Here is a 15,690-nt window from a genome sequence, read left to right as displayed (position 1 = left end):
TGTACTTGATGCCGTATTATACAATTTAAACAAAAAACAGGCATCTATAGAGAAGATACCTGTTTTGTAACATTAGTTTATTACGATTTTATTCACGCCTTTAAGAGGGGTATCTCTATTAGAACCATCCTTATACATAAGGTGAACAGGCCCGTCATCTGTTAAAGGCTTACCATCAATAGCAAATAACAAATAGCTTTCGTACAACTCCTGAAGAGTTATCCTCACTTCTCCAGAATCTGTTGCAATAGTAGCATGTGTTGCGTCACTGTTTATTTCAGCATGATTTAAAAAATCATCTATCGGCATGACATAGGAATACTTAAGTATATCTTCTCGTTCATGACGTGATAGGCTTTTATTAACTGGGGGCTTTTCTTGCCTGCTAATTGCGCGATCCCATCTCTCAGCAGCTTCTTGAAGAGTATCGCTTTCTTCAAGCTTGTCGCTTTCATTAAATGCTTCTTCTAAAATAATTTTACGATCATCAAAGATCCAAACAGTCGGATCCATTGTTATGGAGTATGCTACATTTCCAATTATCGGAACAATCATGTTTTTCCACCTTTCAAAATATGTATCACTTATTAAGAATAGCAGAGATAGTCAATAAATTCACGAGTTATTAATTGAAAAAAATTATTATAAACAGTCTATTTCTAATGGATCTTGCAATAGAATGATAATAAGCGTAAAAAGAAAAGGAAATAGAGGTTGGAATTCAAATGCCAGTAAAAGTCCGATAAGTCAAACTTGAGATATAGAAAACCACTGAATGAAGTTTGACAAACCCGCATTAAACATTTGCAATTTCTAGTAGGAAAGGATAATATAATATAGAGAAACGTTCATGATTAATGTTGAAAAACAAGCTTATAGAAATAATGTATTTTAAATAGGTTTGTTTTTGTGGAGGGGATTTTTTTGATGCCAGAGGTAACGATCGATCATCGTGAAAAAGCCTACGCCCTTCTAAAGGCTGATGCTGATAAAATATTGCGGCTTATTGAAGTTCAGATTGATAATTTAACGATGCCGCAATGTCCATTATATGAAGAAGTTTTAGATACACAAATGTTTGGTCTCTCAAGGGAGATAGATTTTGCTGTTCGCTTAAACTTAGTTGATGAGGATGAGGGAAAGTCACTCCTTGAAAATCTAGAGAGGCAACTAAACATCTTACATGAAGCAGCACAAAAATCTGTCTGAGACGAACCAGTTTCTTGTAGTAGGATTTCTGTGATAAAAACTTTGCCTGCATATGAAATGGCAAGGTTTTTTTGTTTAAGTACTTAAATTAAATCTTTACTGCATAATTATTATTCTTCATTATCAGTTATTTATACAAATTGGAGAGGGACAAGATGCTACGAAAATTTAAAGATTATGATTTTACACTAATCATAACTCCATTGCTGTTGACCGGGTTTGGAATTGTCATGATTTATAGTGCTAGTATGGTTCTTGCAGTTGTTGAAGGATTTGAAAGTAATTACTACTTAATTAAACAAATTCAATGGTTTATTATTGGTCTTGCTGGGTTTGTGTTTTGTACCTTTTTTCCATATAGAAATTATCAGAAGCTAATAAAGCTAATTGTACTTGGTATTCTGTTTTTATTAGTTGCAGTTAAATTATTTGGAGAAGTTAGAGGTAACGCTAAGTCTTGGTTTGATATTGGTCCTATTAGTCTCCAACCAGCTGAATTTGCCAAGTTGGGGATTATTATGTATCTGGCTTCTGTTTACTCGAAAAAGCAAGCATACATAGACAATTTTAATCGAGGTGTATTACCACCGTTAATTCTTACTGTAATTATGCTTGGACTTATTGTTTCCCAACCAGACATTGGGACAGCATCCATCATATTTTTAATTGCTTGTTCCGTAATCTTTAGTTCAGGAATCCGATTTAAACATTTATTCTCACTAATAGCAATTGGATTGTTAGTGGTCGCAATTGCGATTCCAAATATGATTACTGATACTCGAATTGGGCGTTTTACAGGTGCTTACGCGCCATTTGAGGCACCTGATTCAACTGGTTATCACTTGATTCAATCTTACTTAGCAATTGGAGTAGGGGGGCTAACTGGTGAAGGACTAGGGCAGAGTATTCAAAAGTTAGGATATTTATTTGGGCCACATACCGATTTCATTATGGCAGTAATTGCGGAAGAATTGGGCTTTATTGGAGTCTTTATCGTAATAGGAGCGCTAGCAACTATCGTTTTACGTGGAATATTTATTGCAAGAAAATGTGAGGATAGTTTTGGATCATTGATGGCGATAGGGATATCATCGATGATTGGAATTCAAGCATTTATTAACTTAGGCTCAGCTAGTGGTATCCTACCAATTACCGGAGTTACACTACCTTTTGTAAGCTATGGTGGTTCTTCTTTATTAGTATTATTAGTATCCATGGGGATATTAAATAATATAGCAATGTCAGTAAAAAAGAAAGAACAGGAACCTACTTCACAGGATAGACAGGAGCTTCCAGAGACGAGGAAACAGTTTCAATTTAAAGGAGGAACAAAATGGTCAAGTTAAATAGGATTAACAAAGTATTAGTTGCTAATCGTGGTGAAATTGCTATTCGTGTCTTTAGGGCATGCACAGAGCTTAATTTACGAACAGTAGCAATTTATTCGAAGGAAGACCTTGGGTCCTATCATCGTTATAAAGCAGATGAGGCATATTTGGTTGGTGAAGGAAAAAAACCAATTGATGCATACTTAGACATTGAAGGCATTATTGAAATCGCAAAAAGAGTTGGAGTAGATGCCATTCATCCTGGTTACGGTTTCTTATCAGAGAATATTGAGTTTGCTAGACGATGCGAAGAAGAAGGTATTATTTTTATTGGCCCTACAAGTGAGCACTTACATATGTTTGGGGATAAAGTCAGAGCAAGAACTCAAGCCATTCAAGCTGGACTACCAGTTATACCAGGTAGTGATGGTCCTGTCCATTCTTTAGAAGAAGTAGAAGCATTTGGAGAAAAGCATGGTTTTCCAATTATAATTAAGGCCTCTCTAGGTGGTGGCGGACGTGGGATGCGTATTGTTCGCCATGCGACCAGTTTACGTGACAGTTACGAGCGAGCAAAGTCAGAGGCTAAAGCAGCGTTTGGAAATGATGAGGTTTATGTTGAAAAATTAATAGAACAGCCTAAGCATATAGAAGTTCAGATTATTGGAGATGATCACGGAAATATTGTTCATTTATATGAACGTGATTGCTCGATTCAAAGAAGACATCAAAAATTAGTTGAAGTTGCTCCAAGTCTTTCACTACCTTCAGAGCTACGAGAAGAAATCTGCAATGCGGCAGTTAAATTAATGGAAAATGTAAGCTATCTTAACGCAGGAACTGTAGAGTTCTTGGTAAAAAACGATCAATTTTACTTTATTGAAGTAAATCCACGCGTACAGGTGGAACATACCATTACCGAACTAATCACGGGTGTTGATATTGTACAAACACAAATAAAAGTAGCGGATGGTCAAAATCTACATGATTCTTCAATTGGAATTCCGCGACAAGAAAACATTTCGACACAAGGGTATGCAATTCAATCTCGTGTAACAACAGAAGACCCATTAAATAATTTTATGCCTGATACAGGTAAGATAATGGCTTATCGTACTGGTGGCGGATTTGGGGTGCGTCTTGATGCTGGTAATGGATTCCAAGGGGCAGAGGTGTCGCCACATTATGATTCATTACTTGTTAAGGTATCTACGTGGGCACTAACCTTTGAGCAAGCTGTTCAAAAAATGGTCCGCAATTTAAAGGAATTCCGAATTAGGGGAATTAAAACCAATATTCCGTTTCTTGAGAATGTAATGGTACACAAGCAATTTGTTACAGGAGAATATAATACAACCTTTATCGATGAAACTCCGGAATTATTTGTTTTTCCTAAGCGGAAGGACCGCGGTACGAAAATGCTTTCTTTCATTGGACATACGACCGTTAATGGTTATGAAGGAATGCCGAACAAAAATAAACCAACATTTGATGAAGTGAAGGTTCCAAAAGTTGATCATCTTGATTTACAAAGCGGCACAAAACAGATACTTGATGAGCAAGGGCCAGAAGGATTAGCAAAGTGGTTGACGACCCAGAATGAAGTATTATTAACAGATACTACGTTCCGTGATGCACATCAGTCATTATTGGCGACTCGAATAAGAACTAAGGATTTGGTGAAAATTGCGGAGCCGACTTCACGTCTTCTTCCAAACCTTTTCTCGGTTGAAATGTGGGGAGGAGCTACTTTTGATGTTGCTTACCGTTTTCTTAAGGAAGATCCTTGGGAGAGATTATTAAAGTTACGAGAAAAGATGCCTAATGTATTGTTGCAAATGCTGCTTAGAGCAAGTAATGCTGTTGGTTATAAGAATTATCCAGATAATCTAATTGAAGAATTTGTCCAAAAGAGCGCTAATGGTGGTATTGATGTTTTCCGTATATTTGATAGCTTAAACTGGGTGGAAGGAATGAAACCTGCGATTCAAGCAGTTCGAGATAATCATAAGATTGCGGAAGCTGCCATTTGTTATACCGGCGACATTTTAGATCCTAATCGGACAAAATACAATTTAGCATATTACAAAAATCTTGCGAAAGAGCTCCAAGAGTCCGGTGCACATATTTTAGGTATTAAGGATATGGCGGGATTACTTAAACCGGAGGCTGCGTATCAATTAATAACGGAATTGAAAGAAACCGTAGAAATTCCAATTCATTTACATACGCACGATACGAGTGGCAATGGTGTATATACGTATGCTCGAGCTATTGATGCTGGAGTTGATGTGGTGGATGTTGCATGCGGCCCAATGGCAGGATTAACTTCACAACCTAGTGCACAAACGCTATACCATGCTCTAGATGGTAAAGAGCGTCAGCCGAAGATGAACATTGGCTCCTATGAGAAGCTTTCTCATTACTGGGAAGATATCCGAGAATATTATAAAGAATTTGAAAGTGGTATGAAATCTCCTCATACGGAGATATATGAACATGAAATGCCTGGAGGACAGTATAGTAATTTAAGACAGCAAGCTAAAGCAGTTGGCTTAGGCGAACGTTGGAATGAGGTTAAGACAATGTATCGTCGTGTGAATGATATGTTTGGTGATGTTGTTAAAGTTACACCATCCTCCAAGGTGATTGGTGACATGGCATTGTTTATGGTGCAGAATAATTTATCTGAAGACGATATTTATGACAAAGGTGAAACGATTGACTTCCCGGATTCTGTAGTAGAGTTTGCTAGTGGCTATCTTGGCCAACCTTATCAAGGTTTTCCAAAAGAACTACAACGAATCATTCTAAAGGGTAAAAAACCAATTACTGAGAGACCGGGTAAGCTACTAGATCCAATTAACTTCGAGCACCTTAAAGAATCCTTATTCAAGTCATTGAATCGACATGTTACAAGCTTTGATATGATTGCCTATGCCCTGTATCCAAAAGTATTTATGGACTATCATGAGTTCTATGAGACATATGGTGACGTATCTGTTTTAGATACACCGACATTCTTCTACGGCATGAAAATAGGTGAAGTAATAGAGGTGGAGATTGAGCAGGGTAAAACGTTAATCGTTAAACTGGTTTCTATTTCTGAGCCTAGAGAAGATGGAACTAGAGTTGTTTACTTTGAGCTTAATGGGCAAGCAAGGCAAGTCAATATTCGAGATCATAGTGTGCAAACTCAAGTAACAACAAGACCAAAGGCATCTAAGACCAATGAAAAGCAAATTGGTGCAACAATGCCAGGAACTGTTCTTAAGGTTACCTGTGAACAGGGGCAGCATGTTGAAAAAGGCGATCATTTACTCATTACAGAAGCAATGAAAATGGAAACAACTGTTCAGGCGCCATTTACTGGTGTAATAAAAGCGATTCATGTTCAAGATGGTGACACAATCGCTGTTAATGATTTACTAATTGAATTTGAATAATAAAACAGGTAGCAGAAAATTTTCTGCTACCTGTTATTTAATGTTTGCTAATTCGTCTGGTTTTTGGTTCCTTCGTTCCATTAGTGCGCTTCTGGTTGATAAAAGGATGAAGTAGCTTAACATACCAAAATAGCACGTAATCACTAGTGCATGCAGTAATGCGATTCCAAGATTTAACATCGTAAAGATTATCATGGCCCCAAAGAAGACCTGTAGTAATATTAATGAAAACGTTACGATCCAACCGCCAATCATGACTTTACTATGACGATAATCTTTCATTATCCTAATAAATAGTGTTAGCGTCCACAAAAATAAGATTCCTGCAGCGAGACGATGCCCCATCTGAACCCATTGCTCAAATCTAAAGGTCGAAAAATTAAATGGAGTAGTATTCGTGCAAAATGGCCAATCACCACAAGCTAAGTTGGCGTTTGCATGTCTTACTAGTGCACCAGTGTATACTACGATTAATGTATAGATTGTCAGAGCATAAATCTCTACTCGATGCTTCTTCTTAATGACTAGAGAAGCTGCATCAAATTTCTTGTCAATTTCAAATATAAGTAACATTAATAAAAAGATTGCAGCAAATGAAATAAGTGAAATACCGAAATGTGCTGCAAGTACAAAGTCAGATTGTGCCCAGATTACAGCTGCAGCACCAATTAGTCCTTGTAGTACGAGAAAAAATACGGATAGGATTGCAAGAAACTTTACTTCACGAATATGTCCGATATGCTTCCAAGATAGATATGCCAATAGTAGTACCACTATACCGACTGATCCAGACACTAATCGATGACTCAATTCGATTACCAATTCAAAATCTATTTCGGAAGGTACCAGCTCACCCTTACATAATGGCCAACTATCACCGCAACCATCACCAGACTCAGTTTTTGTTACGAGTGCACCACCAATTAAGACAAAAACCATTCCGATAGTAGCGAGCACCGCTAGCCATTTTAATGTTTTAATCATCTGTTCAATCCTCACTTTATTCTAGTTGTTACAATTAAAGGAATTGTGTTAGTACGATTCACGTTTCTATTTTTTATTCCACTCTCAATGATAAGCTTTTTCTATACTAGAAATCAATTAAATTTATAGAGAAATCATGAATTGACACAGAATTGTTAAACTATACCTTAAATACGATAGCAACAACATAAAATAAGAAAAAAACCTTGCAATGTTTTTCATTGTCTGCTAGAAATAGTATAGGGGATATTCTGCAAAATAGTTCATTCTTCTGACTAAGTAAGTTGACATTTACATATGTACAATAGGTATTTGAAGGCGGTTTAGCCTTTTATTTATTTTTATTATGAAATTCACGAAATTGTCAGAAGTTATGAAAGATATCGCATTATATTACCTGTGGGCAAATAGATTGTAAACGGAAACCGTGATACAATTAGCATTATAGTTAGCATACTTTAGGGGAATATTAACAAGTAGTATGAAATGAAGTATGCTTATTTAATATGTCCCTTTTTATTAGGGAGTTGAAGGGGGGATATACACGATGGATAATGCAGAAACGACTTCCTCACAAATTATGGGAGATGCTAATGTATCAACGGGACTAAAAAGCGAAACAACTATAATAAGTGATGTGAAAGCACTAATTAAGGTTGGTATTGTAAATTCTAATTTGATTACTGCATTCACTGGATTCTTATTAGCACTTCACTTTACAGATGCTGCTTTTCGAGAAAATTGGCAAATCCTTTTGCTAACGCTTTCTGGTACGGCATTTGTCATCGCTGGTGGGTGTATCTTAAACAATTGGTATGATGCTGACATTGATCCATTAATGACTCGAACGAAGACTCGTCCAACAGTCACAGGAACTTTGTCGATGCAAACGATATTAGTGCTCGGATTATCTTCAACTGCAATAGGCTTCCTCTTATTAGTGTTTACGACAATTGAGGCAGCATTAATTGCAATGTTTGGGTGGTTTGTCTATGTCATTTTGTACACAATGTGGACAAAGAGAAGGTATACATTGAATACTATTGTAGGTAGTTTTTCAGGAGCTGTTCCACCGCTAATAGGCTGGGCCGCAATTGAACCAAGTATACATATTGTTCCAGTTGCATTGTTCTTATTGATGTTTGTATGGCAAACACCACATTTTCTTGCACTAGCAATGAAGAAGACAGAAGAATATCGTTATGCAGGTGTACCAATGCTTCCAGTAGTATATGGATTTGAGTTTACCAAGAGACAAATTGTCATTTATATTGCTTGTCTGTTGCCATTACCATTTTTACTTTTCTCTTTAGGACCGATATTTTTATGTGTTGCAAGCTTATTAAATATTGGTTGGCTTGTAATTGGACTAAGGGGATTTCTTACTAAAGATGATATGGGATGGGCAAATAAGATTTTTGTTTATTCCTTGAACTATTTAGTTATTATGTTTTTAACGATGGCGATTGTCACAATTGAATTACCCTTTTAGAAACGATATCCTTACTAATTAACATATATAAGGAAGGAATTATAGAAAGAGAGGTATGAATACATGAAAGGTTGGATGGGAAAATTTAAGGTATTATCCCTGTTAAGCTTGGTAGCGTTATTTCTATCAGCCTGTGGTATGGAAAACTTAACAGCTTTAGACCCTAAAGGTTATGGTGCAGAAAAATCTTTGGATCTAATAATTTTACCTACTGTAATAATGTTATTTGTTCTTCTGATTGTAATGGTTATCTTTACAATTGCTCTTGTGCGTTTCCGTAAAAAGAAAGGTCAAGAGGATTTTGTACCAAAACAAGTTGAAGGAAATAAAACATTAGAAACAGTTTGGACAGTTATTCCGATAATTTTAATTATCATAATCGCGGTGCCAACAATTATTTATACATTTAAGTTAGCTGATGAAACAGAAGCGAAGGATTCATTAAATGTAACTGTAACAGGTAACCAATATTGGTGGCATTTTAATTATGAAGGTCAAGAGATTCAAACGAGTCAAGACTTGTACATTCCTGTTGGCCAAAAAGTATACCTTAATATGAAATCCTCTGACGTAATCCATTCACTTTGGGTTCCTACGCTTTCCGGTAAAATGGACGTAAACCCTGAGAATGAAAACACGTTATATATCGAGGCATATGAAGAAGGGGTGTATTGGGGGAAATGTGCTGAGCTATGTGGACCTTCACACTCACTGATGGATTTCAAAATTGTAGTCGTTAGTCAAGAAGAGTTTGATCAATGGGTAGCTGATTTACAAAACTTTGATCCAGAAACTCAGCCAGAGACACAAACTGCTGTTGATGGTAGAGCATTATTCGAGGAAAATAATTGTATTGCTTGTCACGCGGTTGGATCTTCGCCAGTACAGGTTGGTCCTAACTTAACGAACTTCGGAGAGCGTTCTAAGCTTGCTGGAGTAGAAGAAATGACAAAAGACAAACTTATTGAATGGTTACTAGACCCTGAATCAATTAAGCCTGGAAATAATATGACTGGTAAATATCCAGAACTTAGTGAAGAAGATGCTGCTTTAATTGCCGATTATCTATTACAATTAAAGCCTTCTGAAATTACTACTGAAGATGCAGGTAACTAATCTGATTTAGATTTGGGATGGAAGATGGAAAAGGGAGGTTTATTTTGTGAGTATAGCAACTACTCAGAATAAAAGCTTCACTGCCGCTCTCTGGGATTATCTAACTACTGTTGACCATAAAAAAATAGGTAAGCTATATATTTATGCAGGTGGTTTCTTTTTCCTACTCGGTGGGTTAGAAGCGCTAATAATTCGTATTCAATTAATTCAGCCAGAAAATAATTTTATCTCTGCTGGCTTATACAATGAAATGATTACAATGCATGGGACAACGATGATTTTCTTAGCGGCGATGCCGTTGTTACTAGGGCTCATGAACGCAGTCATGCCATTGCAAATAGGAGCACGTGATGTTGCGTTTCCATTTGTAAACTCATTGGGTTTTTGGTTGTTCTTATTTGGTGGAATCATGCTTAATGTAAGTTGGTTAACTGGTGCGCCAGATGCCGGCTGGACAGCTTATTCACCATTATCAACTCAATCGCCTGGGCATGGAGTTGATTATTATGTATTAGGACTACAGATATCTGGTGCAGGAACGCTAATGGGTGGTATTAACTTCCTTGTTACCATCGTAAATATGCGTGCACCTGGTATGACATACATGCGTATGCCTTTGTTCACATGGACAACATTTGTTGTTAGTGTATTAATTTTATTTGCTTTCCCTGCTTTAACAGTTGGTTTATTCTTACTAATGTTTGATCGTATGTTTGATGCGGCATTCTTTGATGTAACACTAGGTGGTAACGGAATAATTTGGCAACACTTATTCTGGATTTTCGGTCACCCAGAAGTTTACATTTTAATCTTACCGGCATTTGGGGTCTTTAGTGAGATTTTCGCTACATTCTCTAAAAAGCGTCTATTTGGGTATACCGCAATGGTATTTGCGACAATATTAATTGCATTTCTAGGCTTTATGGTATGGGCCCACCACATGTTTACAGTAGGTATGGGACCAGTTGCCAACTCTATCTTTGCTGTTGCCACAATGGCAATCGCAGTGCCGACTGGTATTAAAATCTTTAACTGGCTCTTAACGTTATGGGGCGGAAGTATTACGATTAATTCTGCGATGCTATGGTCATTAGCATTCATACCTTCCTTTACTATTGGTGGTATGACTGGTGTTATGCTAGCAACTTCAGTTGCCGATTATCAATACCATGATTCTTACTTTGTTGTCGCACACTTCCACTATGTAATTGTAGGTGGGGTAGTATTTGGTATCTTAGCTGGCTTACATTATTGGTGGCCATTAATCTTTAGAAGAGTACTAAATGAAAAATTAGGAAAGCTTGCTTTCTGGACATTCTTTATTGGTTTCCATTTAACATTCTTTATTCAACACTTCTTAGGCTTAATGGGGATGCCACGTCGTTACTGGGTATTCTTAGATGAGCAAGGACTGGATACTGGGAACTTAATTAGTACAATTGGTGCCTTCTTTATGGCATTTGGTGTCATTGTCTTCCTAATTAATGCATTCTATTCTTGGTTTAAAGAAGAACCGTCACCACAAGATCCATGGGGTGGACGTACATTGGAATGGGCTGTTAAATCACCAACTCCATATTATAACTTTAAACAGCTTCCATTAGTTCGCGGACTTGATCCACTATGGATTGAGAAAACAGAAGGAAATGGCAAGATGACACCAGCTGAACCAGTGGGTGACATCCATATGCCAAACGGTTCTATCATTCCATTTATTATGTCGTTAGGATTCTTCATTGCAGGGTTTGGATTCATTTACCATAATGATACGAACCTAGCTTATATCCTACTATTTGGTGGTATGGCAATTGCATTAGGAAGTATGTTAGCTCGTTCATTGAAAGATGATTTAGGTTATCATATTTCAAAAGAAGAACTTGAAAGGGAGGCTGACTAATATGGGTCACGATCATTCCTTAAACCCAGAAACAATGCCACATAACCCTGAAAAGGCAACCCTTGAAGGGAAAAACAAATTCCTAGGATTATGGTTCTTCCTAGGCGGGGAAACAGTTCTATTTGCCAGCCTATTTGGTACGTATTTAGCTTTAAAGAACTCCACAGCTGGTGGACCTACTTCAGAGGAGCTTTTTGGTTTAGAATTAGTATTCCTGATGACAATGCTATTATTGACTAGTTCTTTAACTAGTGTATATGCAATGTATCATATGAAAAATAATAACTTTAAGAAAATGCAGCTTTGGTTAGGAATTACAGGACTTCTTGGTTTAGTATTCCTTGGATGTGAAATCTATGAGTTCTATCATTATATTCATGGTGAGCATTTCACGTTCCGCTCATCTGCATTTGGTTCTGCATTCTATACATTAGTTGGATTTCATGGAGGACACGTTCTATTTGGTCTTTTATGGTTATCTGCTTTAATGATTCGCAATGCAAAACGTGGCTTAAACCTTTATAATGCACCAAAGTTTAATACATTCAGTTTGTATTGGCACTTTATTGATGTTGTTTGGGTATTCATCTTTACAGTAGTATACCTAATGGGAAAGGTGGCGTAGCATATGGCAAATAACACCAAATCCGAATTTCATAAGCAACAGCATAAAGAGGAAATGAAAAAGCAAGTCATTACATTTGCCTTAATGATCTTTTTTACAATCTTAGCTTTCGTGGTTGTAGGAACGAATATGATGGATAAAATGCTTGCGATTCCACTATTACTAGTTTTAGCAGTCGTACAGGTAGGATTTCAGTTCTATTATTTCATGCATATGAAAGATAAAGGTCATGAAATGGTAGCAACTATGATTTACGGTGGTGTCTTTGCTGCAATATTAACTGTAGCTGCACTTAGCTTAGTAATTTGGTGGTAGGAATTAACAAAACCGGGGAAAATATTCTCCGGTTTTTTCTTTCTTTTTATAGTTAAAAAGTTGTCACATAATATATGTGTGCCATGAAAATAAATAGGTTATAATTAGGGATAGAATAGGTTTACTATGGAGTGAAAAACATGTGGCTTGAATTACAAATTTTTGGATTTCGTGCATTATGGAGTCCATATTTCTTCTTATTTGTTGTCTGTTTGGGATTATCATATTATCTAATTACTGGTCCATACCGACATAAGTTTGGTGTTAGCGAAAAACCTACAGGCAAACAACAAAGCTTTTTTTACATAGGCTTGATTTTGTTGTACCTTGTAAAGGGTTCTCCAATCGATTTATTAACCCATATCATGCTTTCAGCACATATGATTCAAATGGCTATCTATTTAATTATTTTTCCGATATTAATAATTAAAGGAATTCCAACATGGATTTGGGAAAAAATCCTACTAAAACCATTTATTAAACCAGTAATGAAACTTCTAACATTACCATTGATTTCGATTTTATTGTTTAATGCATTATTCTCGGTTTATCATCTACCGTTTGTTTTTGACTTAACGAAATCATCACAGGTAGCACATACACTAATTCATGCTGTTTTACTAGTGTTTGCCTTCCTTGTCTGGTTTCCAATTATGTCGCCAGTCAAAGAATTTGATAAGATGAAACCATTAGGGAAAATTTTCTATATATTTGGTAACAGTGTCTTGATAACACCTGCTTGTGTATTAATTATTTTCTCAGATGTTCCACTATACGCTGCTTACAGTGCTAGTGGTGCGTGGATTCAGGCATTAGCATTATGTGTACCAAATGATGTATTAAATGGGCTAGCATCATCCTTTACGATATCTGGTCCAGAAATGTTTTCCTCAATGGGAACGCTTGAAGATCAGCAGCTCGGTGGGATTATTATGAAGATTATGCAAGAAATAACCTATGGCGTTATATTAGCACGGGTATTTTATTCTTGGTTCAATCCTGAAACGCTTAAGATTGATCCGTTGCCAACAACTAGTACACATGATGCAAATAAATAGTGGAAACTACTTTTTCAATCTACGAAATAAATAAACTAAGAGAGAGGAGAGCTATTCTTATGGAAATTTTACCTACAATAAGTACATCGTTTATTCTACTGAGTGCAATTTTGGTAGCTATTGGCTGGAGATTCATTGCGACAAATAGACCAAGCGCTCACAAGAAAACGATGATTGCTGCTGCAATTAGTGCATTATTGTTTTTCATCATTTATATGTCTCGTACAATATTTCTTGGAAATACTAGTTTTGGAGGCCCAGATAACTTAGAGATTTATTATACAATTTTCCTAGTGTTCCATATTACATTAGCTACTACGGGAGCAGTATTTGGTATTGTAACGCTATTCTTGGCGTTCAAACGGAAGATTAGTAAGCATCGAAAGATTGGTCCGATTACGTCCATTATCTGGTTCTTTACAGCAATTACAGGAATTATTGTATATTTACTACTTTATGTGTTTTATCATGGTGGAGAAACGACTAGCTTAATTAAGGCTATATTAGGTATATAATAAAGAAAATGTGATAGCATCGCGCTATCACATTTTTTTATATTTTGAAATTTAGCTTGATAATTTCTGCTTCTCTAGCTGAAATATATACGATTACTAGCAATGGTCCGATAATGAATCCAAGTATTCCAAAAACCTTAAGTCCTAGGAACATTGATATGAGTGTTGCAAGAGGGGATAGTCCCATATGTTTTCCCATAACCTTAGGCTCTACTGTTCTTCTAATTGCTAGAAGAATAATGGCCAATATAGATAATTCAATACCCATTTCTACATTACCAGCCATGAACATGATTAATGCCCAAGGACCAAGAACGATAATGGAACCAATAATTGGTATTAGATCAATAACCCAAATGATGAGAGACATGATTAAGGCGACCTCTGGTGTAATAAGGAACAAACCAATTAAGGAGACAGCAAATATTAACAGACTTACAAGAAATTGTGCTTTAAAGAAGCCTACAATAACGCTTTTTATTTTAGAATTCATGTACGCTACTTTTTTAGCAGTTTCTTCTTTAAAGAAAATATATGTTTTCTGCTTTAGAATAGGAATCTCGAGCATGAATAAAAATAACGCTATTAAATATACAAGTAAACTAACAATATATTGTGGAACCTCAGCAAATATACTAGCAACCTTGTTAATTGTTACTTTTTCTTTTAATGTCGTACTAACACTGTTAACATAGTTATTAAAACTGTCAGTAACCGTTCTAACAAATTCATCTGGAAGATTTTTTCCATATTGACTAAATCGATCTTCCCATTCTCCGTAGATCTCATTAATTTTATTGATATGAGATGGAACATCTTCTACAAAGTTGATTGCTTGACCAACTGCCTTTGTAACTAAAAATGTACCAGCTACTCCCATAACGATTAGAAATAGTAGAAAAACAATAATAACTGCATTTTTTCGGCTTAATTTTATTCTGTTTTGAATAAAACGTACTATTGGATTTAGTGCTAAAGCTGTAATAAATGCTACGATTAGTGGAACAGAAATAGACAATACAAAATAGCCAATAATTAATAATACTATTGCTATTAGAAAAAACATTATTTTACGGAACAAAAAAAGTGATCTCCTTCCCCAAAAAACGGAAAAATTTTATGTAATTTACTTATACAAAATATAGCATGAATTGATGCATTTGGATAGGACTTATTTACTTGCCAGCCAAAAGAAGAGAATAAAAAATAAACCAGCTACATCCAGTAATTGAGTAGCTGGTTAAAAAAGTATTACTCACCTTTTAATTCTTTGAGTTCGTCACTAACTTTTTCTAAGATTTTATTAGCACGTTCCACTAGATTTTCTGGGAAGTTCTCTTCTTCACCATACTCAACTCCGTGCGGATAATAATGTTTTCCAAGAAGTGGCGTTAGTAATTTGATTACTGCATTACCACGATCAACATCGCCCTCTAGGGCATAACCTTGTATACGGATATAGTATGTTATATTATTTTCATTTGAACCAATCTTATAATCGTATGTAACGCGTTCATAGTCCCATTGACCTGCACGAATGAATGCATGCTTTCCCATAATATGATCCAATGGTTTTAAATCAACAACTGTATCTTCAATACCTAAATTTTCTAGTTTCATTATTTACACCTCACAAATTTTTGCTCACTAAATTTATAATAGTATTATTTTCCCCAAGTTGCAATGAAAAATGGGGAAATTTTGC

General features: G+C 36.0%; 14 protein-coding genes. 10 read left to right on the top strand and 4 right to left on the bottom strand.

The features are described from left to right. Nucleotides 1-72: 72 nt before the first annotated feature. The gene (locus tag ABC228_RS05205; protein ID WP_345824023.1) at nucleotides 73-555 is read right to left on the bottom strand and encodes a hypothetical protein; all 483 of its coding nucleotides are present in this window, start codon (nucleotides 553-555) and stop codon (nucleotides 73-75) included. Nucleotides 556-927: 372 nt separating this feature from the next. Here ABC228_RS05205 and ABC228_RS05200 point away from each other — a divergent pair, with 372 nt between their 5' ends. The 3 genes from ABC228_RS05200 to pyc all read left to right on the top strand — a co-directional run bounded on the left by ABC228_RS05200 (nucleotide 928) and on the right by pyc (nucleotide 5,983). Further along, entirely contained in the window at nucleotides 928-1,209 is a 282-nt protein-coding gene (locus tag ABC228_RS05200; RefSeq protein ID WP_345824022.1) for an Fpa/YlaN family protein, read from the top strand. A gap of 155 nt (nucleotides 1,210-1,364) precedes the next feature. Beyond that, the gene (locus tag ABC228_RS05195) at nucleotides 1,365-2,555 is read left to right on the top strand and encodes an FtsW/RodA/SpoVE family cell cycle protein (protein ID WP_345824021.1); all 1,191 of its coding nucleotides are present in this window, start codon (nucleotides 1,365-1,367) and stop codon (nucleotides 2,553-2,555) included. Continuing rightward, a complete protein-coding gene (pyc, locus tag ABC228_RS05190; RefSeq protein WP_345824020.1) occupies nucleotides 2,543-5,983 on the top strand; it encodes a pyruvate carboxylase in 3,441 nt (1,146 codons plus the stop codon). The genes ABC228_RS05195 and pyc overlap by 13 nt, the downstream gene beginning before the upstream one ends. Before the next feature lie 33 nt (nucleotides 5,984-6,016). On the opposite strand, the gene ABC228_RS05185 is transcribed toward pyc, so the two are convergent. Further along, on the bottom strand, nucleotides 6,017-6,967 hold the full coding sequence (locus ABC228_RS05185) for a COX15/CtaA family protein (protein WP_345824019.1): 951 nt from the start codon (nucleotides 6,965-6,967) through the stop codon (nucleotides 6,017-6,019). Between the two features lie 547 nt (nucleotides 6,968-7,514). Between ABC228_RS05185 and cyoE the strand changes: the two genes are divergently transcribed. From cyoE to ABC228_RS05150, 7 genes are all read left to right on the top strand, one after another. Then, complete coding sequence (cyoE, locus tag ABC228_RS05180; RefSeq protein ID WP_345824018.1) at nucleotides 7,515-8,459, top strand: heme o synthase; 945 nt, start codon at nucleotides 7,515-7,517, stop codon at nucleotides 8,457-8,459. A gap of 63 nt (nucleotides 8,460-8,522) precedes the next feature. Beyond that, on the top strand, nucleotides 8,523-9,575 hold the full coding sequence (gene coxB, locus ABC228_RS05175) for a cytochrome c oxidase subunit II (protein ID WP_345824017.1): 1,053 nt from the start codon (nucleotides 8,523-8,525) through the stop codon (nucleotides 9,573-9,575). A 46-nt stretch (nucleotides 9,576-9,621) separates the two neighbouring features. Further along, nucleotides 9,622-11,472: a cytochrome c oxidase subunit I gene (ctaD, locus tag ABC228_RS05170; RefSeq protein ID WP_345824016.1), complete on the top strand. Its 1,851-nt coding sequence runs from the start codon at nucleotides 9,622-9,624 to the stop codon at nucleotides 11,470-11,472. Nucleotide 11,473: 1 nt separating this feature from the next. Further along, the gene (locus tag ABC228_RS05165) at nucleotides 11,474-12,097 is read left to right on the top strand and encodes a cytochrome (ubi)quinol oxidase subunit III (protein WP_345824015.1); all 624 of its coding nucleotides are present in this window, start codon (nucleotides 11,474-11,476) and stop codon (nucleotides 12,095-12,097) included. Between the two features lie 3 nt (nucleotides 12,098-12,100). Further along, complete coding sequence (gene ctaF / locus ABC228_RS05160; RefSeq protein ID WP_345824014.1) at nucleotides 12,101-12,412, top strand: cytochrome c oxidase subunit IVB; 312 nt, start codon at nucleotides 12,101-12,103, stop codon at nucleotides 12,410-12,412. 140 nt (nucleotides 12,413-12,552) lie between these two features. After that, complete coding sequence (gene ctaG, locus ABC228_RS05155) at nucleotides 12,553-13,470, top strand: cytochrome c oxidase assembly factor CtaG (RefSeq protein WP_345824013.1); 918 nt, start codon at nucleotides 12,553-12,555, stop codon at nucleotides 13,468-13,470. Between the two features lie 59 nt (nucleotides 13,471-13,529). Next, nucleotides 13,530-13,985 carry a DUF420 domain-containing protein gene (locus ABC228_RS05150; protein ID WP_345824012.1) on the top strand — a complete coding sequence of 152 codons (456 nt, stop codon included), beginning with the start codon at nucleotides 13,530-13,532 and terminating at the stop codon, nucleotides 13,983-13,985. 37 nt (nucleotides 13,986-14,022) lie between these two features. Here ABC228_RS05150 and ytvI read toward each other — a convergent pair whose 3' ends face one another. Further along, entirely contained in the window at nucleotides 14,023-15,066 is a 1,044-nt protein-coding gene (ytvI, locus tag ABC228_RS05145; RefSeq protein WP_345824011.1) for a sporulation integral membrane protein YtvI, read from the bottom strand. Nucleotides 15,067-15,236: 170 nt separating this feature from the next. Next, nucleotides 15,237-15,605, bottom strand: coding sequence for a YugN family protein (locus ABC228_RS05140; protein WP_345824010.1), 369 nt, complete (start codon nucleotides 15,603-15,605; stop codon nucleotides 15,237-15,239). Between the last annotated feature and the right edge of the window lie 85 nt (nucleotides 15,606-15,690).

This window comes from Ornithinibacillus xuwenensis (genome assembly GCF_039614845.1).
GTDB classification, from domain to species: Bacteria; Bacillota; Bacilli; order Bacillales; family Amphibacillaceae; genus Ornithinibacillus; species Ornithinibacillus xuwenensis.
The sequence above is the reverse complement of the archived record's forward strand: the minus strand, read 5'-3'. Positions and strand labels throughout refer to the sequence as shown.

What these genes read in the sequence shown, in the direction of transcription:
- ABC228_RS05205 (WP_345824023.1), bottom strand. Translation starts at nt 555, where the DNA reads ATGATTGTTCCGATAATTGGAAATGTAGCATACTCCATAACAATGGAT.
- ABC228_RS05200 (WP_345824022.1), top strand. Translation starts at nt 928, where the DNA reads ATGCCAGAGGTAACGATCGATCATCGTGAAAAAGCCTACGCCCTTCTA.
- ABC228_RS05195 (WP_345824021.1), top strand. Translation starts at nt 1,365, where the DNA reads ATGCTACGAAAATTTAAAGATTATGATTTTACACTAATCATAACTCCA.
- pyc (WP_345824020.1), top strand. Translation starts at nt 2,543, where the DNA reads ATGGTCAAGTTAAATAGGATTAACAAAGTATTAGTTGCTAATCGTGGT.
- ABC228_RS05185 (WP_345824019.1), bottom strand. Translation starts at nt 6,967, where the DNA reads ATGATTAAAACATTAAAATGGCTAGCGGTGCTCGCTACTATCGGAATG.
- cyoE (WP_345824018.1), top strand. Translation starts at nt 7,515, where the DNA reads ATGGATAATGCAGAAACGACTTCCTCACAAATTATGGGAGATGCTAAT.
- coxB (WP_345824017.1), top strand. Translation starts at nt 8,523, where the DNA reads ATGAAAGGTTGGATGGGAAAATTTAAGGTATTATCCCTGTTAAGCTTG.
- ABC228_RS05165 (WP_345824015.1), top strand. Translation starts at nt 11,474, where the DNA reads ATGGGTCACGATCATTCCTTAAACCCAGAAACAATGCCACATAACCCT.
- ctaF (WP_345824014.1), top strand. Translation starts at nt 12,101, where the DNA reads ATGGCAAATAACACCAAATCCGAATTTCATAAGCAACAGCATAAAGAG.
- ctaG (WP_345824013.1), top strand. Translation starts at nt 12,553, where the DNA reads ATGTGGCTTGAATTACAAATTTTTGGATTTCGTGCATTATGGAGTCCA.
- ABC228_RS05150 (WP_345824012.1), top strand. Translation starts at nt 13,530, where the DNA reads ATGGAAATTTTACCTACAATAAGTACATCGTTTATTCTACTGAGTGCA.
- ABC228_RS05140 (WP_345824010.1), bottom strand. Translation starts at nt 15,605, where the DNA reads ATGAAACTAGAAAATTTAGGTATTGAAGATACAGTTGTTGATTTAAAA.